At 42.5% G+C, this 24658-nt stretch carries 25 protein-coding genes and 1 riboswitch; of the genes, 4 read left to right on the top strand and 21 right to left on the bottom strand.

The genetic code is table 11. From position 1 onward, the window contains the following. The 4 genes from GDZ68_RS08820 to GDZ68_RS08805 form a co-directional block, all read right to left on the bottom strand. Positions 1 to 882 carry a 3-hydroxyacyl-CoA dehydrogenase family protein gene (locus GDZ68_RS08820; RefSeq protein WP_153721910.1) on the bottom strand — a complete coding sequence of 294 codons (882 nt, stop codon included), beginning with the start codon at positions 880 to 882 and terminating at the stop codon, positions 1 to 3. A gap of 149 nt (positions 883 to 1031) precedes the next feature. Continuing rightward, entirely contained in the window at positions 1032 to 2588 is a 1557-nt protein-coding gene (locus GDZ68_RS08815; RefSeq protein ID WP_153721909.1) for a YndJ family protein, read from the bottom strand. After that, complete coding sequence (locus tag GDZ68_RS08810; RefSeq protein ID WP_153721908.1) at positions 2581 to 3189, bottom strand: DUF4166 domain-containing protein; 609 nt, start codon at positions 3187 to 3189, stop codon at positions 2581 to 2583. The genes GDZ68_RS08815 and GDZ68_RS08810 overlap by 8 nt, the downstream gene beginning before the upstream one ends. Positions 3190 to 3195: 6 nt before the next feature. After that, positions 3196 to 4095 (bottom strand): DoxX-like family protein, encoded by a 900-nt coding sequence (locus GDZ68_RS08805; protein ID WP_153721907.1) that lies wholly within the window; start codon positions 4093 to 4095, stop codon positions 3196 to 3198. A 140-nt stretch (positions 4096 to 4235) separates the two neighbouring features. On the opposite strand from GDZ68_RS08805, the gene GDZ68_RS08800 reads away from it, so the two are divergent. From GDZ68_RS08800 to GDZ68_RS08790, 3 genes are all read left to right on the top strand, one after another. Then, positions 4236 to 6587, top strand: coding sequence for an EAL domain-containing protein (locus GDZ68_RS08800; RefSeq protein ID WP_153721906.1), 2352 nt, complete (start codon positions 4236 to 4238; stop codon positions 6585 to 6587). A gap of 145 nt (positions 6588 to 6732) precedes the next feature. Next, on the top strand, positions 6733 to 7200 hold the full coding sequence (gene yiaA / locus GDZ68_RS08795; protein WP_408020118.1) for an inner membrane protein YiaA: 468 nt from the start codon (positions 6733 to 6735) through the stop codon (positions 7198 to 7200). Between the two features lie 384 nt (positions 7201 to 7584). Beyond that, positions 7585 to 8469: a fructose bisphosphate aldolase gene (locus GDZ68_RS08790; protein ID WP_153721904.1), complete on the top strand. Its 885-nt coding sequence runs from the start codon at positions 7585 to 7587 to the stop codon at positions 8467 to 8469. Positions 8470 to 8687: 218 nt separating this feature from the next. On the opposite strand, the gene GDZ68_RS08785 is transcribed toward GDZ68_RS08790, so the two are convergent. The 17 genes from GDZ68_RS08785 to GDZ68_RS08705 form a co-directional block, all read right to left on the bottom strand. Continuing rightward, positions 8688 to 9248, bottom strand: coding sequence for a class I SAM-dependent methyltransferase (locus GDZ68_RS08785; RefSeq protein WP_330583161.1), 561 nt, complete (start codon positions 9246 to 9248; stop codon positions 8688 to 8690). Between the two features lie 96 nt (positions 9249 to 9344). Further along, positions 9345 to 9671: a monothiol bacilliredoxin BrxC family protein gene (locus GDZ68_RS08780; protein ID WP_153721902.1), complete on the bottom strand. Its 327-nt coding sequence runs from the start codon at positions 9669 to 9671 to the stop codon at positions 9345 to 9347. A gap of 140 nt (positions 9672 to 9811) precedes the next feature. Beyond that, the gene (locus GDZ68_RS08775) at positions 9812 to 10033 is read right to left on the bottom strand and encodes a small, acid-soluble spore protein tlp (protein WP_153721901.1); all 222 of its coding nucleotides are present in this window, start codon (positions 10031 to 10033) and stop codon (positions 9812 to 9814) included. 178 nt (positions 10034 to 10211) lie between these two features. Beyond that, positions 10212 to 10898 carry a DUF1361 domain-containing protein gene (locus GDZ68_RS08770; RefSeq protein WP_194841108.1) on the bottom strand — a complete coding sequence of 229 codons (687 nt, stop codon included), beginning with the start codon at positions 10896 to 10898 and terminating at the stop codon, positions 10212 to 10214. A 17-nt stretch (positions 10899 to 10915) separates the two neighbouring features. Next, entirely contained in the window at positions 10916 to 11218 is a 303-nt protein-coding gene (locus GDZ68_RS08765) for a hypothetical protein (RefSeq protein ID WP_153721899.1), read from the bottom strand. A 1155-nt stretch (positions 11219 to 12373) separates the two neighbouring features. Then, positions 12374 to 13318: a M23 family metallopeptidase gene (locus GDZ68_RS08760; RefSeq protein ID WP_228551055.1), complete on the bottom strand. Its 945-nt coding sequence runs from the start codon at positions 13316 to 13318 to the stop codon at positions 12374 to 12376. Between the two features lie 297 nt (positions 13319 to 13615). Then, entirely contained in the window at positions 13616 to 13846 is a 231-nt protein-coding gene (locus GDZ68_RS08755) for a hypothetical protein (RefSeq protein ID WP_153721898.1), read from the bottom strand. A 130-nt stretch (positions 13847 to 13976) separates the two neighbouring features. Then, entirely contained in the window at positions 13977 to 14387 is a 411-nt protein-coding gene (locus GDZ68_RS08750) for a DUF418 domain-containing protein (RefSeq protein ID WP_153721897.1), read from the bottom strand. Positions 14388 to 14397: 10 nt separating this feature from the next. Beyond that, the gene (locus GDZ68_RS08745; protein ID WP_153721896.1) at positions 14398 to 15048 is read right to left on the bottom strand and encodes a DUF418 domain-containing protein; all 651 of its coding nucleotides are present in this window, start codon (positions 15046 to 15048) and stop codon (positions 14398 to 14400) included. Between the two features lie 198 nt (positions 15049 to 15246). Beyond that, complete coding sequence (gene qoxD / locus GDZ68_RS08740; RefSeq protein ID WP_153721895.1) at positions 15247 to 15537, bottom strand: cytochrome aa3 quinol oxidase subunit IV; 291 nt, start codon at positions 15535 to 15537, stop codon at positions 15247 to 15249. 1 nt (position 15538) lies between these two features. Next, positions 15539 to 16135: a cytochrome aa3 quinol oxidase subunit III gene (gene qoxC, locus GDZ68_RS08735; RefSeq protein ID WP_153721894.1), complete on the bottom strand. Its 597-nt coding sequence runs from the start codon at positions 16133 to 16135 to the stop codon at positions 15539 to 15541. Further along, entirely contained in the window at positions 16132 to 18078 is a 1947-nt protein-coding gene (gene qoxB / locus GDZ68_RS08730) for a cytochrome aa3 quinol oxidase subunit I (RefSeq protein ID WP_153721893.1), read from the bottom strand. Before qoxB ends, qoxC begins: the two co-directional genes overlap by 4 nt. Positions 18079 to 18111: 33 nt before the next feature. After that, entirely contained in the window at positions 18112 to 19035 is a 924-nt protein-coding gene (gene qoxA / locus GDZ68_RS08725; protein WP_153721892.1) for a cytochrome aa3 quinol oxidase subunit II, read from the bottom strand. Positions 19036 to 20306: 1271 nt separating this feature from the next. Continuing rightward, positions 20307 to 20816, bottom strand: coding sequence for a QueT transporter family protein (locus GDZ68_RS08720; RefSeq protein WP_153721891.1), 510 nt, complete (start codon positions 20814 to 20816; stop codon positions 20307 to 20309). A gap of 154 nt (positions 20817 to 20970) precedes the next feature. Further along, the gene (locus GDZ68_RS08715) at positions 20971 to 21726 is read right to left on the bottom strand and encodes a 3-oxoacyl-ACP reductase (RefSeq protein ID WP_153721890.1); all 756 of its coding nucleotides are present in this window, start codon (positions 21724 to 21726) and stop codon (positions 20971 to 20973) included. Between the two features lie 57 nt (positions 21727 to 21783). Next, positions 21784 to 22005, bottom strand: coding sequence for a DUF2829 domain-containing protein (locus tag GDZ68_RS08710; protein WP_153721889.1), 222 nt, complete (start codon positions 22003 to 22005; stop codon positions 21784 to 21786). A gap of 135 nt (positions 22006 to 22140) precedes the next feature. Next, positions 22141 to 23034 carry an Rpn family recombination-promoting nuclease/putative transposase gene (locus GDZ68_RS08705; protein WP_255425141.1) on the bottom strand — a complete coding sequence of 298 codons (894 nt, stop codon included), beginning with the start codon at positions 23032 to 23034 and terminating at the stop codon, positions 22141 to 22143. Positions 23035 to 23331: 297 nt separating this feature from the next. Beyond that, positions 23332 to 23431, top strand: a riboswitch (purine riboswitch). 50 nt (positions 23432 to 23481) lie between these two features. Here GDZ68_RS08705 and GDZ68_RS08700 point away from each other — a divergent pair. After that, positions 23482 to 24657, top strand: coding sequence for an MFS transporter (locus GDZ68_RS08700; RefSeq protein WP_153721888.1), 1176 nt, complete (start codon positions 23482 to 23484; stop codon positions 24655 to 24657). Position 24658 lies beyond the last annotated feature (1 nt).

The raw sequence follows: 24658 nt of genomic DNA, 5'->3' as shown, positions 1-24658 counted from the left end.
TCATTTCACCGCTTCCTGCCGACAGTCATAAAATCCAACACCGGTTTTCCTGCCAAGTTCCCCTTTATCAACTTTCTCTTTTATACAGGCAGGCGGCCGTTCTCTCTCATCCCCACTTTCCTCATATTGATGAGTCATGGCTGCATAGACGACATCTGCGCCGGACAAATCGATCAATTCGAATGGCCCAAGCTTATGGCCAAGTGATTTTTTCACGATCAAATCAATATCCTCGAAACTTGCAATTCCTTCTTCATACAAGAATGTTGCTTCGCGATGAATGGCCCCGAGTATACGATTTGCCACAAAACCGGGAATTTCTTTTCTCAGCAGGATGGCTGTCCGGTTGATCTTCCGACAAACTTCCATTACCGTCTCGGCTGTCTCTTCAGAAGTTTCTTCACTCATCACGACTTCCACACTGTCCATTACAAGCGGCGGAAAAAAGAAATGCATATTGCATACGTTCTCTGGGCGTTCTGTCACACTTGCAATCAATGAGTTCATAATCGTCGAGCTGTTGGTAGCCAAAATCGTGTGGGAAGGAGTAATTCTATCCAGTTTCTTGAACAACTCCTGTTTTACTTCAAGCACCTCGACAATCGCCTCTATTACAAGATCAGCATCTTTTGCTGCTTCTTCTAATTGTTGCGTATAAGTCAGCAACGAAAATGCTTTCTCTTTCGCTGACTCCTCAAGTTTTCCTTTTTTCACCCAATCACTCATCAGACGTTCTAAATTACTTTCTGCTTTCTGCAATGCCTCTTGATTGATATCCTGCAATGTGGTTTGATATCCTCCTAACGCACAAAGCATTGCAATTTGGTGTCCCATCTGTCCTGCACCGACTACTGTAATACGTTTTACATCGTTTGTTTTCATATAATTTCTCCTCCTGCTCTCTATACTAACCAGTTGGTATGTTCTGAATACTATAATAACTCTTACTCTTTTCATTAGCAAGGGGAAAAGAGAATATAAAAAAGCGGCTGCTCTTTACATCAATTGCCGAACAGCCACTTTTTCTTATATCAATATTTCTCTATCCGATAGTTAATAGTCAAAAACGGCAGAGAAAAAATCCACATCGTATGCTCTGCCTGTAAACCTTCTTCCCCGTTCTCTGTAATTAAAAAGTTCTCCTGCAACGGCAGCTTAAACAGCCCGTCTTTACCGATGGATAAATAAACACCTGCATCCGAATCACCATCTGTCCGTTGGCTTGTAAGCTGCAGCGCACCTTTTGCGTCATGCAGTTCCAGCACACCTGTCATCGTCGTAAACGGCAAAGGCAGAGCAATATTCATATACCACTTTTCATTGGAATGATGCTGAGAATAAAGGGCTGTAAAAACTGTTTCCTTCCCTATTTTCCTTTCCCAGATCCGGACATGTTCCCTGCCGTCCAATCCTTCATGCACCGTAAATATATCACCTGTCATCTCTATCTCCCTATTATGAAATGGCAGATTGATTTGCTGCGTCCTCCTGCTGATAAATGAATAACAATAGGCAAACGGTTTGAACCAGGTATGCCAGTGAACTGTTGCTTTCAAACGATAATTCACTGTATTTTCATAGAAATCAATAATGTTCGCAGAAGGTATCACACCATATGTACGCAAATCATCCGATAGCCCTCGAATTTCTCCGATCTCCCCGATTTGATCTGCTGACTGCCTGCCCCGTATCTTGCTGACCGGAAACGTCGGAGGCTGAAACCGAGATGGCGGGACAGCGAGCATCCAGCCGATGAGGCCTACTAATGCGAAGACAATGCAGTTCAGTATCCCATGAAAACGCAGCATAAAATCAATCGTCGTAGAAAATAGTCCAAATCCATTACTCAGTACGTAAAGCATGGAAAACGAAATGGTCACCGCAAGTGCAGTAAGAGAAATTCTCACAAACCACTTTTGTAATGGCTGTAAAAAAAACAGACGCCACGTAATCCAAATCATCACACCCAGCCCGTAAAAATAAAACAATACAGAAATGACTTCAATCCACCTAGAAAATGTGATCCCGACCGCCACCGCCATTGGAGCAACAAGCAGCAACACAGCCGCACTTCTATAGTGACGAGAAGAATACAGACGGCCGATCAATCCGACGAAAATCGGCAGAATAAACGCCGAATAATGAAAATGTATGGCCGTCAGCCATGTAAGAAGCGGGCTGAATCCGAGATCGATACCGGCAATGAAAGCAAAATACCAGCTGCCTCCCATCGCCAGATAGATGAGCCCCATATCAATTGAAAACTCCTCCACATTGGTAAACCCTCTATGTAAAAATCTATATAAACCATAACCTGCGACAAACACAGTGAACAGAAGATAGATTGCTGCTAGCAGCCATCCCCAATCGGGCGAAGCAATTTGTTCAACCATCACCGATACATAAGCGGGAATCGCAAAATAAGGATACACTTTCCAAAACCAGCCCTGCTCTTTACAAACCAACTTTAAAAGTATAGGGATATACAAAAGCTGCGCAGCAGTCAACAACAAATACGGCCAAAGCACCATGCTGAAGAGAACAGTAATAACAAACAGTGAGACATGCAGCAAGACAAAATTACGCATCTGCAGTAAACACCCCTTCGTAAGAAAACACTGTTCCAATGAGCTGATTTTTCACCTCAACACTTATTCGATAGACAGCATACTCTTCATCATAGCTTTCATTGATGACAGCTAAGCCCTGAAGTAATAGCGGCAAAGGGATTTCAAATTTTCCGAGAACAAGACGCTGATCCAATGAATTGATTTTCAGAGAGCCACTATCTAATACGGAAAATTTCAAATCTGAGTAAAGCAGCGGAGGTTCACCTAAATAATCCTTGACTACCATTCGCTGCTCATCCAAACTCATTAAAGCGTTGAAATAACGTGTATTCTCTGGAAAATTAAACTTGCGTTCCCAGTGGATCTGCTGTTCTCCTTTTGAATTGACAAAAGCAGAATTAATGATTGTAAATGGTATATCTTGTCCGCTTTCCGGAAAAACCAACTTCCATCTCACACCTAATTTAAAAAGTGGATAGAGCCATTTAGGTCCGCCTTTAATACGTTTCATTTTCCCGGTTGCTCTGAAGGCAGCACTATCCTTACAATCATATCTTTTCTGAAGCATAGGATGAAGACAGAAAAAATCTTCCTGCAATACTTTACGATAAATGGACATCTACCATCACTTCTTTCTTTTACAAGATGCAGCAGTCGGAATATCCCGGCTAACCAGCAGACCGATTGCCGTAATCAAAATCAACGACAAATTAAATGTTACCGGATTAAATGGATGGATTGCAGTTTCAGGAGAAGCGATCAATGCCGCGAATGTCAGTAGAGGAAATACGATAATCTGCAACAGCAAAAGATGCCGTTTATTGCGGTAAAAAAGCCAAATGAAGCCGAATACTATTTCAGCCGCTCCGATTGCAAAGACAACTTTCAAAGCTTGCTCATCTGTTATTGACAGTCCGCCTGCGACCATTGACTTTTCCTGAGGATGCATCGCGATGAGCTTTGGTACAAGCCCTTGATAAATCCAAATAAACGAGAAAAATAGAATGAGAAGCTGCATAGAGAAATAGCGCAAATATTGAGAAGCGGGTGTTTCCCCTTTCTCCAGCCACCTTTTCAACACGTCAAAGCTAAGTGCAGTTGCGTATCCGATCATCGGCCTGAAAAATAAATCAAACAAATTCCCTGCTTTACCGAAACTCGATGTATAGTCATATTGCGTCAAAAATTTCGTTCCATTTTCAATCGGTTCATATTTCCAAAAGCCGCGTCCTTCACGGATAGGAGAAATTTTCTGATCTGTCCCAAAATGAAGAGAGGAACTGCGCGAACCATTTGCTAATTGTAGAGAACCGCTGCTCTTCCCCCACCCTTCTACCGTTAAAAAAGGGCCTACATTGCGTGTATAGGTAAACAGCTGCGGTTCTTCCTCCTTTTTCGGCAGATAGCTGATCGTAGAAAATCGCAAATCCCATTGGGCGTGCATTTCCGGATTCTGCGAAGCATCCCATACCTGCTGAATGGGTACATGAATTGGAATCTCAACGTAAATTGGTTTTGTCTTCATTCTAATTCTCTCCAATCAAATAGACTGAGCCCGTTTACTTTCAATACCAATATCTAACTTTTCGTTTTTCTGCATACAACCTATTAAATATTACTTTTCGGCCGATATAATAGATAAAAATAAAAAGAAGAGGTGTACAGTTGGACCATTCTTTTTTCATCATGTTTTTTCAACATAATCCTTATTTAATGATGCTCTCCTATATAATTGCTGCAATTTCAGCCTACGCTTCTATCGACTTAGCCAGGAGAGTCATTTTTTCCTCCGGTACAGACAAGCTGATCTGGCTGCTTTCCGGCGGCGCAACACTGGGGATTGGTATTTGGTCCATGCATTTTATTGCAATGCTCGCTCACGATTTTACTATCCCTGTATATTATAATACGTCATTAGTTGTACTTTCGGTCGTGGTTTCTGCGATTGCTTGTATTTTAGGCTATTTTCTAATTTCCCGCAACATCGGAAATCGAATGAATTATTGGTCAGCGGGCATCTTGATGGGGCTTGGAATTGTGTCGATGCATTATATAGGTACAGAAGCTATTCGGCCGTTAGTAATCTCCTACAATATACCGCTTGTGCTGGTTTCGGCTGTCATTGCTATTTCAGCTTCCCTGGCTGCCTTGTGGCTTGGCTTTCTCTCTCCCTATGCAAAAAATGAAATGTCCTGGAGAGTAAAGGTTTCAGCATCTCTCTTTATGGCTGTTGCGATTGCAGGCATGCATTACACCGGTATGGCGGCTTCTCAATTTACAGAAAGTACCGGAAATAAAAGAACATTTGAATCTGGTATCGACGCGAACGTACTCGCATGGGTTGTCGCGGTTGTCACCCTGCTGATCTTTACTTTATTTTTCTTCTCTATTATCTTTGATCGTTTTTTTAGAAAGCAGGCAATTGTTCAAAATACCATTCTTGACGCTGCAGCAGAAGGTATCATTCTGACAGATAGAACAAACCGTATTCTTCATGCAAATCCAGCGTTTTATCTTTTGATGAATCAGGCGGGTATACTGCAGAAATTTTCTAAATTGCATGACTATCATTTGCTGCTGACTGAAGATGTCGAGAGCGGAGAAGAATTCCATTTGGAAATGAAAAACAGCATTGTGGAAGCAAAAAGACATTCTGTGAAGATTGAATCCATGAATAATTCTCTATGGATGATCCGTGATATAACGGAATCCATTCATTCCAAACGCCGCATTGAGCATTTGGCCTACCATGATCAGCTTACAAATCTGCCAAACCGCTACCAGCTCGATGCAATTTTGCAAGATTGGCTGCAGGCTGGAAATGAAATCGGATGTATTTTATTTAATGCAGACAGATTGAAATTCATTAATGATACACTTGGACTTCCAGCCGGAGATGCCACCCTTCAGTACATTTCAAAAAAGTTGAAGGAATTTGCGAATGATGGTAACTTTCTGGCCAGAACCGGCGGCGATGAATTCGTTATGCTGGTTACTGGCGAACAAGTGAAAAATCTTCAATCAATTGCTGCACAATGTATCGAAGTAACCCGCTGTCCGTTCATATTTGAAGAAGTGTCTATAGAAACTACTTTGAGTGCAGGCTACTGCAAATTTCCGGGAGAGGCAGATTCTATACATGAGCTTCTGCAATTTGCAGACTTAGCCATGTCCGAATCAAAACGTAGTGGAAAAAATCAAGCCACTGCTTTCAATGTCGCAATTAAAGACCAGCATAAACGCCGTCTTCAACTGGAGGAAGCGTTATCGACTGCGCTGGAGCAAAATCAATTTCATTTGCTCTATCAGCCCAAAGTTTCGTTGGACAGCAATAGAATAGTCGGTGCGGAGGCTTTACTGCGTTGGGTTCATCCGATCTATGGATTTGTATCTCCAGTAGATTTCATTCCTATCGCTGAGGGAAAAGGCATGATTCATGCAATCGGCGAGTGGGTACTGCGTGAAGCTTGCATACAATGGAATGAGTGGGCTGAAGAAATGCAGGAACCGCCGATCATTGCTGTCAATATCTCCCCTCTACAATTAACGAGAGAAGACTTTGTCGAACACCTCATGCGAATAATTGATGAGACGCGGATGGATCCCAGATATCTTGAATTGGAAATTACCGAATCAGCTTCACTTGCCTATGAAACTCAGTCGATATTAACAGAAATTGCTGAGGCCGGAATCCAAATTTCATTGGATGATTTCGGCACAGGCTATTCTTCTTTCAGTCAATTAAAAGAACTGCCGATCCACGTACTGAAAATTGATAAATCGTTTCTGGACGATCTTCTCGGCAATGCTGGACAGGAAGCAATCGTCCGCTCCATCATCCAACTTGGCCATAACTTGAATCTGCGGGTAGTCATGGAAGGTGTGGAGGAGAAAGAAGAAGTCGTTTGGCTGCGAAAAGCACATTGCGATTTTGTGCAAGGATATTATTTTTATAGACCTATGAAGCCCGATCTCTTATTGGAAACGTTAAAAGAAGAATTTGCACAACAACAATAAATAAACGTGCCAAGATTATGAGACTAATCTTGGCACGTTGCTGCGAGTGGTTCCTTTGGGTCAAATAGTAGAATTTTTTGAAAAGTCGTTGCTAGCAGAACCTGGTTTAGCTTATGATAATCGAAAGGGAGTGACATGCTTAGTGATGAATGATAATGAAGATTTGATTAATAAGAACAAGCAAAATGATTCGAAATTGAAAACACAGCGAAGGGACGGCGAACCTACTTCCGCTTTTAAAGGTGCTTCATATGCAGCGCTGATCATCGGAGTGGCTGCTTATCTTTTAGGTTTGTATAATGCAGCAATGGAACTGAATGAGAAAGGCTATTACTTTGCCATTTTAATATTCGGACTCTATTCAGCTGTCTCTTTACAGAAAGCAGTTCGGGATAAAGAGGAGGGAATCCCTGTAACCAATATTTATTATGGACTCAGCTGGTTTGCACTGCTTACATCTATCTTATTAATGGCCATCGGTTTGTTCAATGCAGGAAGTATTATTTTAAGTGAGAAAGGTTTTTACGGAATGGCTTTTGTTCTAAGTATTTTTGCCGCAATCACTGTTCAGAAAAATGTTCGGGATACACAGAAAGCAAGAAATACTGATTGAGTTTTATCCTTCATCTTGATAATACACTGGTTAAAGGAAGCTCTAAAAAGGACTCAAACGAGTCCTTTTTCTAGTTATTTTTTCGATAATATATTTGTGTCGGCACTTATTCAAGAGTGCGCTGGATATAATAATAGGATTCTTTCAGTCGTTCCTCATGAAGCGGCTCACCCCCCTTATTTCATGTTAAAAACCTAATATTCCCAAGTGCTCTTTCCCTTTTTCTGTGAAAGATAGAAGCAGGCCTGCATCTATTACGTGCTGACCCTGGACATTGCTGATTAATGTGTCTATAACAGTCAGCAATTTCTATTACCTTTCTTTTTATAAAAAATCTGTTTCATGTTAACATAAAAGAAGTACTATTCATGAGGAGTGAGCGAAATGGATGAAAAACAATTTGAAAAAATTAAGAATGGTAAAGGTTTCATTGCAGCATTGGATCAGAGTGGCGGCAGTACACCAAAAGCATTGGCAGCCTACGGAGTGAATGAGGATAGCTACTCAAGTGAAGACGAAATGTTCACATTAGTACATGACATGCGGACACGAATCATCACATCCCCCGCTTTTGACGCGGAACATATTCTCGGTGCTATTTTATTCGAACAGACAATGGATCGTGAAATACAAGGTATGTATACTGCAGATTACCTGGCAAACAAAAAAGGCATCGTACCTTTCCTGAAAATCGATAAAGGTCTTGCGGAAGAAGAAAATGGCGTTCAACTAATGAAGCCGATCACTGATTTGGAGGACTTATTGAAGCGAGCGAATGAACGCCATATTTTCGGTACTAAAATGCGTTCTGTCATTAAAGAGCCGAATGAAGCTGGTATCAAAGCTGTTGTTGATCAGCAATTTGAAGCTGGCAAGCAAATTCTTGCTGCGGGTCTAATTCCCATTATTGAACCGGAAGTGGATATTCACAGTGCTGATAAAAAAGCATGTGAGTCATTACTGAAAACGGAAATCCATAAGCATTTAGATCAGCTTCAGGATCACGAAAACGTCATGTTGAAATTAACGATTCCAACAGAAACAAACTTGTATAAAGAATTGATCGATCATCCTCGCGTCGTTCGTGCAGTTGCCCTTTCAGGAGGCTATTCAACAGATATTGCGAATGAAAAGCTAAAAGAAAACGATGGACTTATCGCAAGTTTCTCACGCGCATTGAGCCAGGACCTGAATGCAGATCAATCAGAAGAAGAATTTAACAGTAAGCTAGGCAAAGCAGTAAAATCCATTTATGAAGCTTCGATTTAATTGAAGATAGCCAGTGCCGACAACGTATCGGCACTGGCTTTTTTGAGAAACAGAATACTCAATCACTATTTGAATCATTCTGAAGTATTGTATCCGTCATTTCCGCTATGTCAGCATTGGTCTGTATGGAACTGAGCGATTCAAGAGTGAAATAATAGGTACCCTTACAGTCCTTGGTTATTGCTATGTAAAGCTATGTAATCACTAAGAGAAATCAGTTAGCGCTTGGTATTCACACTATTAATAGACAAAAACAATGTCGCATAAAAAGATTCTATAGATTTTACCTCTATTCCAGATTGTTGAATAAGCAATAAGGTATTGCGATTAAGATTACAACCATCGCATACTCTTTTCCAAAGTGGATTAAGAAAATCCTGTGCTTTTCTTAGAACGGGCTGTTTCATTTGTACATGCTCAAAAAACAAAATCTCAGCTCCCGGTTTACTGACGCGGCGAATTTCCGCTAATGCTTTCGCTGGATCTGGAATCGTGCAAAATACAAGTGTTGCGATAACTGTATCAAATGTATTATCGGCAAACGGTAATGATTCAGCAGTTGTTTCGTATAATTCGACTGGCACGCTTGTGTTTTTCATTCGCTTGACAGCCCGTTTGGTCATCAAGGGATTTGGTTCCACAGCAGTTACTTTTTCAGCATGGCGATAGAAAGGAAAATTGACACCGGTTCCTGATCCAATCTCCAACACATTCCCTCTTGCTGACCTCACTAATTCCGTACGTACCTGCTTGAAACGCGTTAGTTCCAAAGGCTTCATCACCAGATCATATATTCTAGGAAACCAGCCTCCCATGTGCTTGTACACCATCCAATCATTTTCTATTATCGGCCCACCGAATTATTTATTGATGGATTAAACGTAGGTCACAATGGCATCCTTCACTATCGATTCTTTAATCTGATAATGTGTTGCTTGCCAAATTCCTCTTTTATCTTTTAAGATCAGCAACTGTGGGGTTTCATGCTTAACACCTAAATCCGATTCAATCGCATTGGAGACTTTCTTGCTTATTTGAACAATCACAACATAAATCGGCAATTCCGTCTGAAGCTTCTGTATTTCTTTTTTAGCTGCAATACTTGCAAAACTTGTCATGCTTAATTTGAATAACAGAAATGGCTGTTCATCAGATTTATCCAAAAGCGCCCGCCATGCCTCTATAGATCGAATTCGATTCACAATAAACTCTCCCTTTTCATATGAAACTCAGTACTATTATATATTGTATACAGCGCGGTGGGAAAAATGCTTGTTTTTTGCCTATAAAAAGCCTGTGCAAAAAACTCGAAAGTTTCACGCACAGACTAGATTCTGCAGTGTTATATATAACCATTAATCCTCGATTTATCTTCTTCTTGGATTTCATTTTTCAAATCCTCAATACTCTCCGCTCTTCGTTCGTTCTTTTCTTTGATACTGGCTCGTTCTTTCCCTTCTGCGAACTCCATTGCTTCTTCTGCCGCTTCCATATTGCTGATTGTTTTGTTCAATCTTTCTTTATCATCAGCCGGATCATTCGGTTTCGGATAATGTTTGACCATTGCTAATCCTCCTTTGCCTATTTTCACTTCCCAAGGATAGCATGCGCCTATTTGATTGAAGTATTTATTGAAAATGAAAAATTAGTGGCGGTGTAAGCATTTTAATTTTCATTGTAATAGGGCTAAACTTCCTGCTACTTTAAATATCGAAAATTAATGTTAATCAAAGGCAGTTTGTTTAATGGGCATTTTTTCTAATAGTCCTATAGAGCAAATAGCTGCCAAAGACAAAGCACGCAAAAACAGCTATGAATTGCAGGGCAAACGCATCCATCCCAATCACTTGTTTAACTAGCTGAATCGGGTCAGCAAGAATATCCCAGCTATTGAAGCGCAAAAACCTTCCAATGTATACACCCAAACCTGTAAGTAAGGCAAGCACGATCAGTCCTGCCGAGGAGATCCACGCTGATAACTTTTTTCTGCTTATCCGTTCTAAAATATAAACGGATTCAAGCCCCGCCAATAGAGCAAAAAAGAAGCCTGCTCCAATGACAAACAACTTTGACCACAGCATAATGTCATGACTATAAGCAACTCTTGACTCCTCAGAATAGAGCTCAACTTCTACAAGCCACAAGAATTTATCGTTTGTTATGTGAATGAAGTCAGTTATCACATAAACTGAATTGGGAAAGAAGAACAACCAGAGAATGATCCAAAAAGCTGGCCAACCAACCTTCCTCTGCCTGATCGCCATTTCTGCTTTCATAATAAAAACCAAAGGCAATAGCGCTAAAAAGGTATTCCAAGGCAGCATGAAATAAAGGAAATTTGATTCCTTATATAACATGATAAAACAGACAATCCAATAAAAAAACATGAAAAGCAGTAACCCTTTATAGTTCTCGATTAATTTCCTCATAGCTGCCTCCATAAGTGCTACCTAGACTGAATACTCCATCCGTGTGTTTTAAGCTTTTTTATATAATCTTCAACACGAAGTTTTTCAACTTCAATTGCTAACGGTGCCAGTGAAACAAGGCACTCATTTGAAGTATAATTTATTGTAACTTTTACCACCTCGTATCCATTATGGAAGCCTGAATCAAAACCAGGATCGTCAATTATATCTCCTACTTGAGGGCGAAAGTCAGATTCAAATATTTTCACTAATGTGTGAGTATTTTCTTCTGTAGGTTCTTGATTAATTGATGAGACAAATAATAGTAAACTTATATTCAAAACATTTACCTCCTCTTTATATTTTTCAACATTTATTTGTGTCTGCACCAAAATGTGTGCTTGACAGTCTATTTCATGAGCAGTTTGAGATTGGACTAGTGATTGTGTAATATAGGATGAGAGTGGAAAGATACCACTTCCCTGCGTTCCAGGCGGACGCGTGTCTTGCGGGCCCACGGTGAGCCAAGCGAACAGCGAAGGGTTCGCTTGGCCGTATTTCTGCGCTCTGTGCAGAAATTAAGGCAATACAGAGTTCCTTCTGCACGCTATTTTCGCTTCGCTCCCGCAAGTTGTCTCACCTGTCGGGCTGATCCTCCCAGAGAGTTTTTAGCCGCGGGCTCACACGAAGTCAGTCATGCAACCGTTGCCAAGCGAACAGCGTAGGGTTCGCTTTGCCGTATTTCTGTGTCCTTCGCAGAAATTAAGGCACCTGTCGGCGTACTTAGGTTGCCTGGAACGAAGATACACTGGCTGGTGTTTCAAGACTTTTTGTGTGAGCAGGCAGTATGAGCACACTATTTGAGGCTATTACAATGGGTAAGTTTTTTCATGCAATACTTATCGTCCTGCAAAGGCTTAGATTCATGTGAACGATGCATTTCCAAACTCGAGATGCGGAACAAGACAAGCCAATTCATACTCTGCAAAAAAATCAGACATTGTACTTTCTCCAACACCAGCGAAGGCGCAACTGCGGTGTCGGCCGTGGCTGTGAGACTGCTGGCACGTTCTTCGCCAGTAGGCTCATCGCGTAAGGCAATCCCCCAGCGCCGAAGCGGGTTTACACTGCAAACTTACACTTCAATTAAAATTCCTACAAAGTCGAGAAACGAAATCCGCACATAGTAAATCCACACACTGCCAACATGCACGTGACAGGTTATCAAGCACATGTTTTGGTGAAGAGCCTTTATTTGCGCCTTCTTTTTATCAATCGCCTCGGACAAATGAGTAATCTCCCACTCTATACACCTGCGGCTCTTCCTTTATTATACTGATTTTTTCCTTTCTTCTTACCCTGCGGTACATATATATGAATTTTGCAGAAAACAAAAAAGTGCAATCGCGTATGACCAGTCTTTTCTATAAGATCACTATATGGATTCATCAATCATGACGGTAAACCCCCTGATTGTTTTTCAACAATCGCTGGCATCACTCCACAAAATCTCCCTGGATAATGGGATCTTCCCTATCAAAGGTAATGTTCATGCTCTCCGAAGTCTTGGGCTTCGCAGAGTCGGCTACATGGAAATGGATATGCGGTTCGCTGGAATTTCCGGAATTACCGACCAGTCCCAGCGGGTCGCCCTGTTTGACCTTGTCCCCTTCTTCCACTGTAATCGACTGACTTTTAAAGTGGGCCAGGTAACTGAATTCTTTATTGCCATGGTCCAGAATAACATGATTCCCGAGTGGCTGCTCCGTGTTCATATCGCCGACCGGTTCGTTATCTTTCACGTCATTTTCGACTTTCACCACCGTGCCATCAGCCGGTGCGAGATAGTCCTCGCCGAATGCATGGTAGCTTTCATTCATGGTTGGATCGCCCTCGTACGTGCTGCCGTTCTTCATCTTCACGTAATCATAGGCGTAGCGCTGGTTTTCATATTCGTAATGGTAGTTTACGAGGCTGTTCGTGCCTCCCCAGAACACATACCACTGATCATGAAAAGGAAAATTAAATACAGTTTTTGTATATTGATTGTCCTCTTTTTGATGTGTCTCGAGCGGCATAATCTGCAGCCCCTGGATGATTTCTTTTTCGTCAAATACCGCTGTTATCCCTTTTGTGCCGGTTTCATCTGTCCATACATAGCGCTTTCCACCATCTAACGGAAGTTCGGACTGCAAGATGTATTCTGTCACACCCTGATTGAAATCATCGCCCAGCTTTTGCAGCTGATTCAGCGACACTTCATTCCGGAACGCTTTGCTCATCTGGCTGTAGACTTTCTCGTAATCTCCTTGCAGGAACGTAGTAGAAAGCATCTCCGGCTCCATTACTTTTTCCACTCCTTCTTCCTCCTCTTTACCGCAAGCGGCCAAAAAAGCCGCCAGAAAAACAACCAGCAGTACAGAATGTTTCAAATTCCTCACGCTTTCCCTCCTCCTTAACAGTTATGGCTGTCGCTCGCCCGGCATATAACCGATCACCTCATAGAGCTCCCGATCCACCAGTATCAGCGAAGTTCACGTAACAGCATTCTCCGCATCTTCAAATGAAACCACGAGGGCTTCTCTTCCTTCGTCCGCTTCGTCGAACAGCACATACCGATCATCCGCCATCGTCTCATAAATTTCCTCGATTTGCCATCCGATCGCCTGGTCATCCCAGCCTTTCTCCCGGATGAACTCAGGCAGATTCTGATATTTTTTGATGATTATGTCTTCTAGTCACGCTTCTCCGCGTAATTCCGTATTCGTTCGCCGGTCGGCTTCCGGCTCCCGCATGAACCACGAAATATGGGTGCACTTCTGACAGACGAGGATGGCGGCTTCCTTGTTCGCCCAGTCGAAATTGAAAAGTGTCGCTGCCTTCGTGTTCAGCTGCCGGTAGTCCAAGTCGAATGTATCGTTCTGGCAGCACGGACAGACAATCCTGCGCTCTCCTGCTCTATATCGCATGTTTTTTTCCTCCTTCAGTTTGATGGCTCAGTTACCATACGCAGCAGCCAATAAAAGGTTTCATCCGCCGTGTTGTTCTAAGAATACGCAAAAAAAGGCCAGTGAGGACGATTGCCTCAAAGACCTTTTCTTACAAGCCCGCCGTATCAAGTCCTTCTCCGTTGTTCTTCCTGATCGGAACCCAATTTCCGTAAGTCCCGCAGCGCCATAGCCATTCCAGCGGACCATAACGGAAAAAACGAAGCCACAGTGAGGAGAAGAGGATCTGCACGCCCACTGTCAGGAAACATACAATGGCTGCTGTCTTATAGGAAACGAATGGCTCAACCGGGATAAACGACGCCAGACTCACCAGTATAATCGATTGGCCAATATAATTTGTCAGCGCCATTCGTCCAAACGCACGCAGCGGTGACAGCCATTTCCCTGCTTTAAGTCCCAGCAGAACCAAGACACTGACGTAGAAAATAGAGTAAATCGGCGCCACCATCATAGACCGATCAGCGAAATCATAAAAAGCACGGTTGGATTCGGCCTGCATATCAGTCAGATCATAGGCAGCCCCCCTTCACATAGGAATACAAGCCGGCATCAGGCGCCTTCTGCCAAAGAAAGAACGTCAGGACACCGATTGCGAAAAATGAAACAGCTGCTGCCGCAATCCAGATTTTTTTATATTTCGCAATTTTCGGGAAGACCTGATACTGCCCTAACGCCAATCCCAACACGATGAGAGGAAGCGGTAAAAGCACCTTCACTGTTAATACACTGCCTGCCACTATACCGACTATCCCTAAGATCACGTTGACTTGTTTAGGAGCCCTGTAAAATAAAAGAACAAGCAGGCCGAAAATTGCATAAACCGCTAGGGCCTCACCTGGATTTATTAAACTGTGCAGCAAACCGGCTCCCAGCAAAATCACCATACGCCGTATAAACAGGACATACGGACGATCGTCTTTCTCCTCGGCTCTTGAAAGAAAAATCCAAAATCCCACTCCAAACAGCAATGAAAAAATGGCATAAAAACGCCCTTCAACGAAAATATATAAGAAACGCTGAATCCAAATATCCGCTTGCGCCCCGGTTAGATTGACGTTACGCCAAAGCATCAGCACATTCACGAATGGAAGCCCGATCAAGGCAAAGCCACGGATGAGGTCGAGTATATGTATTCGCTCCGCGGTTATTATTGGTTTCATTTTACCTTCCCCTTAAAAAATGCATTTGTTCCCAGGCAGCCTGGAACATTTCAAGTATAGTAGCGAATTCTTAATAAAGAAGCAGTAGATTTCTTAAGTTTTTCTTAAGTAACGGGAAAGGACCTGTGCTGTATTTTTGGCTTGCAATAAGTAGCAAATATAAAAAAGACACCATGCATTGTGCATGATGTCCTGCATTTAAATCATATGATAGCCCCACAACATTGTAAACAATGTCCCAAAAATCGTAACCAGTCCTACAAATAATGCATAGCCGATATTCGTCAGCAGAGCAGACTTGTTTTCATTCTCGCCAACATGCATAAACAGAAATAACTGCAGGCACGCCTGAATCAAGGCAGTGATTCCTAAAATTGTCATGCCCATGCCAAATGACAAATGAAACTTGATGACGACGAGCGCGATGAGTGAAAGGAGTAAGGAAGAAACAAAGCCGATCACATGCGGAACGGGAAATAATTGTTTCATTTTACATCATCCCTTTCAGATAGACAAAGCTGAAAATGAAAATCCAGACAACGTCTAAGAAATGCCAATATAATGAGAAGATGAATGATTTATTTGCTGTTTCCGGTGTAAGCCCGCGTTTTTTCACTTGCAGTAAAATCGCACTTCCCCATAGCAGACCGAATGTCACGTGCGCTCCGTGGGTTCCGAGCAATGTGAACAATGCGGATAGGAAGGCGCTCGTTTGCATGGTTGCTCCTTCGTGTACATAGGTGACGAATTCCGTAATTTCCACGCCTAAGAACCCAAGTCCAAACAGCAATGTAATACCAAAGAACGCCATCATCGCTTTTTTATTGCCAAGCCGCATGGCATGAATTCCAAGTCCAATCGTAAAACTGCTCGACAGCAATACGATCGTCTCGATCATTACAGGTGTGAGTTCGAATAACTGACTGCCGCCCGGTCCATTTCCCACATTATGCTGAAGTGTGAAATAAACGGCAAACAAAGTGGAGAACAACACGATTTCTGCGCCAAGGAAAATCCAGAAGCCGAGTACTTTCAGCTTGTTTTCCTCCGTACTGTATTCTAATGGCAAAGAGTGATCTACTTTCATTCTTTTTCACCTCTTAATGCGTTTTCTGTCCGTTCAATTTCTTCAACTGAAATATAGTGACCATGATCTTGTTCAAATGTGCGGTACGCCATCGTTCCAAGAATCAATAGACCCGCGACAATCGCTGGAATCCACCAGCTGAAGACCATGAAGAATCCAAAGAAGAAGAACAGAAAACCCATGATGAACGGCTGCCCATTATTATTCGGCATATGGATCGGTTCATAGCCGCCTTCCTGCGTCAACGATCTGCCCTCTTTTTTCGCGAACCAAAAAGCATCCAATTGATCCACTTCAGGTACTTTCGCAAAATTATATTCAGGAACGGGACTGTGCGTACTCCATTCTAAAGAACGTCCGTCCCAAGGATCGCCAGTCACTTCGCGCGGTTCATGACGCGTACTCCAATAAATATTATAGACAAGCAGGATGAAACCGATCGTTAATCCGACGGCACCTACCATTGACAGCATGTTCAAAGGTCCATAACCTGTACTTTCCGAATAGGTGTACATTCTGCGAGTCATACCGTTCAATCCAAGAATGAACAGCGGGAAAAACGTCACGTTAAATGAAATGGCGATGAACCAGAACGACCATTTACCCAGTCTTTCATTCAATTTAAATCCAAATACTTTCGGGAACCAGTAATGGAACCCTGCAATGACCCCGAAAACCGTACCTGGAATCAGTACATAATGGAAGTGGGCGACCAAGAACATCGTATTATGATATTGATAGTCGGCGCTTGCCATCGCGAGCATGACACCTGTGACACCGCCGATGGTAAATATCGGAATGAACGCCAGTGCGTACAGCATGGGCGTGGTAAAGCTGATTTTCCCGCGCCTCAGCGTAAAGAGCCAGTTGAATATTTTAACACCTGTCGGAATGGCAATGGCCATCGTCGTAATAGAGAAAACACTGTTGACCATGACGCCATGTCCCATCGTATAGAAATGGTGGGCCCAGACAAGGAAGGACAGCAAGGAAATAGCCACCATACTATAGACCATTGATTTATAGCCATATAAATTTTTCCTGGCAAATGTCGCAATGATCTCACTGTAAATACCGAAAGCCGGTAAAATGACGATATATACTTCCGGATGGCCCCAGACCCAGAACAAGTTCGCCCACAGCATGTCCATACCGCCGTTTTGCATCGTAAAGAACTGTGTGCCGAATTGACGGTCAAGCATCATAAGCGCAAGTGCCACGGTCAATACAGGGAACGCGAACACTATAATGACGCTGGTGATCAAAATAGACCACGTGAACATCGGCATTTTCATTAACTTCATTCCAGGTGCACGCATTTTTAATATCGTCACGAGGAAGTTGATCCCCGTCATCAGCGTACCGATTCCCGCAATTTGCAACGCCAGTGAATAGTAGTTATTCCCGACCGTCGGACTGAATTCCAAACTGGCTAACGGGAAATATGCAGACCATCCCGCGTCAGGTGATCCCCCAATGACGAATGAAATATTCAATAGCATGGCGCCAAAGAAGAACAGCCAGAAACTTACTGCATTCAAGCGTGGAAATGCTACATCCCGTGCGCCGATCTGAAGCGGAATCACGACGTTCATCAAACCGATAATGAACGGCATCGCCATGAATAGAATCATAATGATTCCGTGAGTGGTAAAGATTTCATTATAATGCTGTCCGTCGAGTAAACCGTTATTCGGGACAGCTGTCTGTGCTCTCATTAATAATGCATCGACGCCGCCGCGGAACAGCATCAGCAGCGCAGCAATGATATACATGACACCAATTTTTTTATGGTCCACTGTAGTCAGCCATTCACGCCACAAGTAGCCCCATTTTTTAAAGTAGGTAAGACCTGCTGGAATCGCGATGGATACGAGTACAATACTGACCATCGCCGCGTAAATCATCGGCTCACCGGTGACAAAAAATTCATCCCATTTCATAGATGTTGACTCCTTTCGAGTGTTGGGTTGAAATTAGTTGTGATGATGTTCACCTTGTATATCTGATTCGGATTCATGTGTCATATCCATTTCCATTTCCATTTCCATATCTCCTCCATGCTGATGACCGGCATGTTCGCCTTCAGGAGCTGGACTGAATTCTAAATGTGTAGATTTGTACGTTTTACGGCCCAATACCCCAGGCTCCAGCAAGTGATTAAACTCTTGTTCCGTTAGCGCAGGAGCAGTCTCTTTTACATCTTTGACCCACTCATCAAAATCTTTTTCAGTTAGCACTTGTGCTTCGAATTCCATATGGGCGAAGTCCTTGCCGCTGAAGTTGGAGTTTTTCCCCATATAAGATCCCGGTGTATCTGCTGCTAGGTGAATCTTGGTCACCATATCACTCATAGCATATTTTTGACCCGCCAGCTGCGGTATCCAAAAACTTGATATCGGTCCATATGAATAGAGTCGGAACTCAATAGGACGATCCTCTGGAATATTGACATAGTTTACGGTCTCAATCCCTTCTTCCGGATAGCTAAAGTGCCATTTCCAGTTGGAGGAAGAAGCATAGATGATGAGCGGTGTTTCATTTGCATAAGCTTTCGGAGTACTTTCCACATCCGTTGTGGAGCGCACTGTTACGACAGACAAGATCACTACGATGATGACCGGGATAGCAATCCATGTAATTTCAAGCCACTTACTTCCTTCTTCATGTGGTGGCTCGTAGCTCTCATCCATCTTGGAAGCTCGATATTTTACTAACATGAAAGTAAAGAGAACATAAACGACGAATAAGATTCCTGCCATCATCAAGATGGAGAAAAGAATCGTATCCGAAATTGTTTTTGCCTGCGGTCCCTTTGGGTCAAATATTAGTAATGGATTATCGCAACCGGATAAAACCAATATGAGAAAACTCGAAAACAGCAACCATTTCTTCTTCACTGGGGGCTCCCCTCTTTCTACTGTAAATAAAGTATTCATCCACCAATAACTATTTTTAAATAATTATTATTTTTAGATTTTTTACATTTAAAGTAAATGAATACTTTTGTAAAATCTATATTATTCCTTTGTAATTTAAAGAGCAACACATTACAATCGTTGTCACAAAAGGTTCTTAAATTAACTATTTTTATTTACAACTAATAAAAATACTAGAACAAAATCCAAATTTAAGTAGAAATGGATTGTGAAATTATCGTGAAAAACTATACTATACAATACAGATCGTTTGACTTTTAAACATAAAAGGTATTTGACTTTGAGGGCGAATAATAGAGAGAGACTGTTCGAAGAGTTATTTTCATCTGATTTTTTGGGTCTTCACCAAAATCGGTTCTTGACAACTTGTCATGTATGTATTGCGAAAATCATGTTGCAGTTTAATCCGCTTCGGCGCTAGGGGATTGCCTTACGCAGTTGCGCCTTCGCTAGTGTTGGAGAATGTATGTCATGCTGCTTTTTTGCGGAGTAGCGAGTTAAGTTGGTGTGTTTTCGTTTCTCGACTTTGCAAACGCATTGATCACAAGAATCTTTGCCTTAGCAGAATAATAAGTATTACCTGAAACACTTCACCTATCACAATAATCTCAGATATTATGCTCATACTGCTTACTCACATAATAAGTCCTGAAACACCACCCAGTGTACCGGAGTGGAAGGCAGCCTAAGTTCGCCGCAAGTGCCTTAATTTCTGTAAAGACCACAGAAATACGGCAAAGCGAACCCTTCGCTGTTCGCTTGGCCACGGTTGCATGACTCACTTCGTGTGAGCCCGCGGCAAAACCACTCCGGTAGGATCAGCCCGATAGGATGAGACAACTAAAGGGAGCGAAGCGAAAATAGCGGGTAGAAGAAACTCTGTATTGCTTAATTTTTGCAAAGAGCGCAAAAATACGGCAAAGCAAACTCTTCGCTGTTCGCTTGGCTCACCGAGGGCCCACAGGACACGCGTCCGCCTTGAACGCAGGGAAACGGTACCCTCCCACTTACCATCCTATACTGCGCAATCACACTCAAATCTCAAACTGCTCAGAAATATGCTGTCAAGCACATGTTTTGGTGAAGAGCCGATTTTTTTGCGGGGCTTTTATTTGGGTACATTCTGTTTTGCCATTTTCGTCAAATCTGCCCTTTCCTTTGAAATGCACTTACTCAATCTCCAATTTACAAATCAAAAAAAGCACACTCGCAACCAGCGAATGTGCTCTCCTTTATTTGGAGAAATCTATTTTTTTATGTAACGCGTAGATAATCATTCCACCAACTGTCATCGACAGCAGTTCGCCAATCCCCATAGACAGCCATGTTGCCCAAAATGGAAAGCCCAGTAAGATCGTGAATTGAGCTGCAATCGTACACATGGATAATGCGAAAATAACAGCGGTAATGACCATTTTCACAATATTGTTCGTAATTTTCTTCGTCAGCTGACGACAGATCAGTAACGCAATTAATGTAGCTGCAGAGCCGACCGGAACATCGAGAACCCAAGTCGGTGACATGAAGTTTGCGAGCACAACGCCAAGTGTAACTGCAATCACATAGCGCTTATTAAACAGTGCCAGATAGTTGAACATTTCCGATAGCCGAAGCTGTACCGGTCCGAAACTAATGACGGAAAATACCACAGTGACCGTAAAATATAAAGCCGCCACAAGCGCTACTTTTGTCAGCTCACTCACTGCACTCTTCGGTGAATCTTTGACATAAGACATACTCATTTTATTTTCTCCTTTGTGAAATAGCCTTTGCGCTATTCCAGTAATAACTACGGCCAAAGGAAGAATGAGCCTATCGCTCAATCAAAAGTGCCGCAGTGCAAACAATATTTGCTTGCTTGCGTAGTATAGCAGAAAATCACTCAATTAAACAAGTTTATTTCGCAATCCATCCTCCGTCGATTGGGATGACCGCACCATGAATATAATCAGCGGCTTGGCTGGCTATATATAATGTTAAGTTCGCGACTTCGCTCGGCTGCGCCCAGCGTCCGGCCGGTGTCTCATCTGCCACCCACTTCGCCATTTCTCCGTCCCCTTCAAAATCTGCTTGATTCATCGGCGTTTGAATCGCTCCCGGTGCAATGGCATTGGCTCGAATTCCTTCTCGGCAGTAATCCATGTCTACTTGCTTCGTATAACCGACAATCGCATGCTTTGAAGCTGTATACGCCGCTCCGCCGCCGCCCGCCACAAGCCCTGCAATGGATGCCATATTGACAATGACACCCGATTTGCGAGCAATCATATGAGGCAAAATCGCATTTGTCATCAAATAGGTGCCTTTTACATTCGTATCCATGATTCGGTCCCAAAGCGCTTCATCCGTATCAAGAGTTTTGGCAAAACCATCCAAAACACCGGCCGTATTTAATAAAATGTCAATCTGACCAAATGCCGCAAGTGACTCTGCAACTGCTCGCTCCACATCTTCTTTCGAACGCACGCTGCCAATTGAATACGCAAATCTTTCAGCATATGTCTGCTTCATCTTCAGCAGTCCTTCTTCGTTGACGTCTAGCGCAAACACATTTGCTCCATTCTTCAAAAACGCCAGAGCCTGCGCCTGCGCAATACCCGATGCAGCACCTGTCACCACAACGGTCTTCCCAGCATATTCCTCAAATTTCATAATACCCTCCTGCAATAAAAAAGCTCATGATCGCTCATGAGCCCAGATTCATTCATCTTATTCAACAAGAACCCAGTCTTCCGCCAACAAATCACAAACGGTAGGCGTAAACATAGTATAGCCTTCGCCCGTCACATTAATCAGGAAATACGGATTTAGCTTTTTGCCATCATACGTACTTTCCCCTACTAACTTCACATATAATTCCGCTCCGCCCCAGCCGCTGCGGATCACTTTCTCGCCGGCTTTCAAACGCGGCAATACCTCTTCAAATGTCATGTATATCCATCCTTTATCCCTGTAATAAGCAGTGCTGATTATCGGGAAAAGTATACTTGATTAAAGTGGAATTTACAACTGATAGTGATTTATAATATCGAGATATCTTTCTCACACAAATACTTCGTACAATTGTTACTGAATGTATTTACGCACCTCACCAAGCTCTTTGAATTTGCTTGCATTTACAATCAAAAGTGTCAAAGCGGCTGCATTTGCATGTAAAATACCGGCTTCTATATCTTGCGGAATCGCGCCAAATCGTTCGGTTAATTGCAAAATTGCAACTGCTGATAAAGCTTCAGCTTTGCCTTTCTCTATGCCTTTTTCTATACCCTTTTCTATACCCTTTTGAAATCCTTCTTCTCTCCACATATCAGCTAACGTCATGGCGATGTCACTCCCTTCTGGATACGTTGTTTCCAGCTGTTCAATAAGTTGATTTATATCTTCCTCTGACAGAACTGTATCTACACCGGATATATACCGCATCATTGTTTCCAAGTATTCTATCCCCGCTTGTTTATCATCCAGTTCATGCAAGTAATTAATAGAACGAAGGATGGATTGCTGTAATTCCTTTGAGTTTTCTTTATAAATATCACGAAAAAGTGTCAATATGATTCGGGTTTGGGCGATTCCTTTTATTTCCTCATCTGTGTAATTCGATATATCGTAAAGGATATAATTGAAATTCGGTATATAGGTTTTTAGTTCTTCCGAAAGCATTTCATACCCGCCTATCATTTCTCCTAAACTAGAGGGTATACGCCAATTCGACTTCCCGTGATACCAAACAAGAGGAATAATGATGGGCAATTCCTTCGCCGCTTCTTTGTTTACTTTCGCCTCCCAAATCTCAACCATGTATTTTAATAGTTGAAAAGCGATTCCTTTGTCCGGATAGCTTTTATGTTCAAATAAAAAATACAGATATCCTTCGCTGCCTGACACATCCACTTTGAACAGCAAATCAGAGAAGCTTTCATTCAGTTCTTGCGTAATAAAACTGTCTTTTTGCGGCTCCAATGTTTGTATGTCAATTGCCTTCCCAACAGCTTATGGCAAATAATGGATGAGGAAATCCTTTGCAACCGCCACAGCCTAAAGATTCTTTAAAGAACTTATCATGAGGGTTTTGTATTTTCATGTACTAGCTTTCCTCCAACCATTATGGTCTCGTTCGGATTACTTCTTATTCTATATTATACAATCGAACCTTTTTCTTTACCAAATTTAGTGATTCATTTTTATGTACTTCCTAGTTTGAAAACAGTATCTCAACCTTGCCAAAGAACAAAATCCATGATAGATTGAAGAATAGAAAATTTGATTATGAAATCAACATGTATAACCTCGATAATATGGTTCGAGGGTTTCTACCAGGAACCGTTAAATCCTGACTACAATTTTTTGTAGTCGGGGTTTTTTTATTTTCAAAAATAGTCATAAGTGATGTTAGCAGGAGGAATTATTTTGGATTTCAGAGTATTATTATTAGCGGTTTCTGCCATTACCGTCGGATTGGTGGAACTGGTAGTCGGCGGAATTTTGCCGGTTATTGCCGACGATTTACAGGTTTCAATTGCGACAGCGGGGCAATTGATTACGGTTTTTGCGCTGGTATATGCGGTGGCAGGACCTGTTCTTTTATCGCTGACAGCGAAATTTGAACGTAAGAAACTTTATTTACTTACGCTTTGCGTGTTTTTCATTGGGAACGTACTGACGTATTTCAGTCCTACTTTCAGTCTGATGATGGCTGCACGGATATTAACTGCTGCGAGTGCCGCACTGGTCATTGTGCTATCACTTACGATTACTGCGCGTATCGTGGAACCAAGAGTACGTGCGAAGGCGCTAGGCTATATTTATATGGGTATCAGTTCTTCATTGGTGCTCGGTGTGCCAATCGGTATTGTCATTACCAATGCTTTTGGCTGGCGGACAGTATTCTTATTAATATCGGTAATGACAGTGGGCTCCATCTTTTTGATTGCGAAGTTTCTTGAAACGATACCAACCGGTGAAGTACAGCCGCTTTCTGAGCAAATAAAAGCCCTGGCGAATAAAAAGATATTTTTCGCACACTTAGCGACAATGTTCATGCTCGCCGGACACTATACGGTCTATGCCTACTTCACGCCGTTCCTTGAAACAACGATGAACTTGAGTCCTTACTGGATCAGTATATTTTACTTCTTGTTTGGAATAGCAGCTGTTGCAGGCGGCGCGTTCGGCGGAGGGCTTGCTACCCGCCTTGGTTCTAAGAAAAGTATCCTAATTATCTTAGGAGCGTTCGCCGTCAGTTTGTTCGCGCTTCCCTACTCGACATTTTCAATTCCGCTCTTTATTGTCTTCATGATGATCTGGGGCGGACTCAGCTGGGCGCTTGCACCAGCACAGCAGGATTATATTATTCAAAGTGATCCGGTATCTTCTGATATTCACCAAAGCTTCAACAACTCTGCCCTGCAAGTCGGAATTGCCATCGGTTCAGGGGTTGGCGGATTGGCATTCAGCCAGACAGGAAGTGTGACGATCATGCCGGCGGTAGGCGGAAGTATCGTTATTATTGCGTTCATCTGTGCGGCTATTTCCCTTTCGATGTCTACAAATAGAAAAAAGCAGAATCAGGAACAAACTGCCTGAT

This window comes from Sporosarcina cascadiensis, from assembly GCF_009650995.1.
Taxonomy (GTDB): Bacteria; Bacillota; Bacilli; order Bacillales_A; family Planococcaceae; genus Sporosarcina; species Sporosarcina cascadiensis.
Note: the sequence above shows the minus strand (reverse complement) of the source record. Positions and strands in the feature narration are given on the sequence as shown.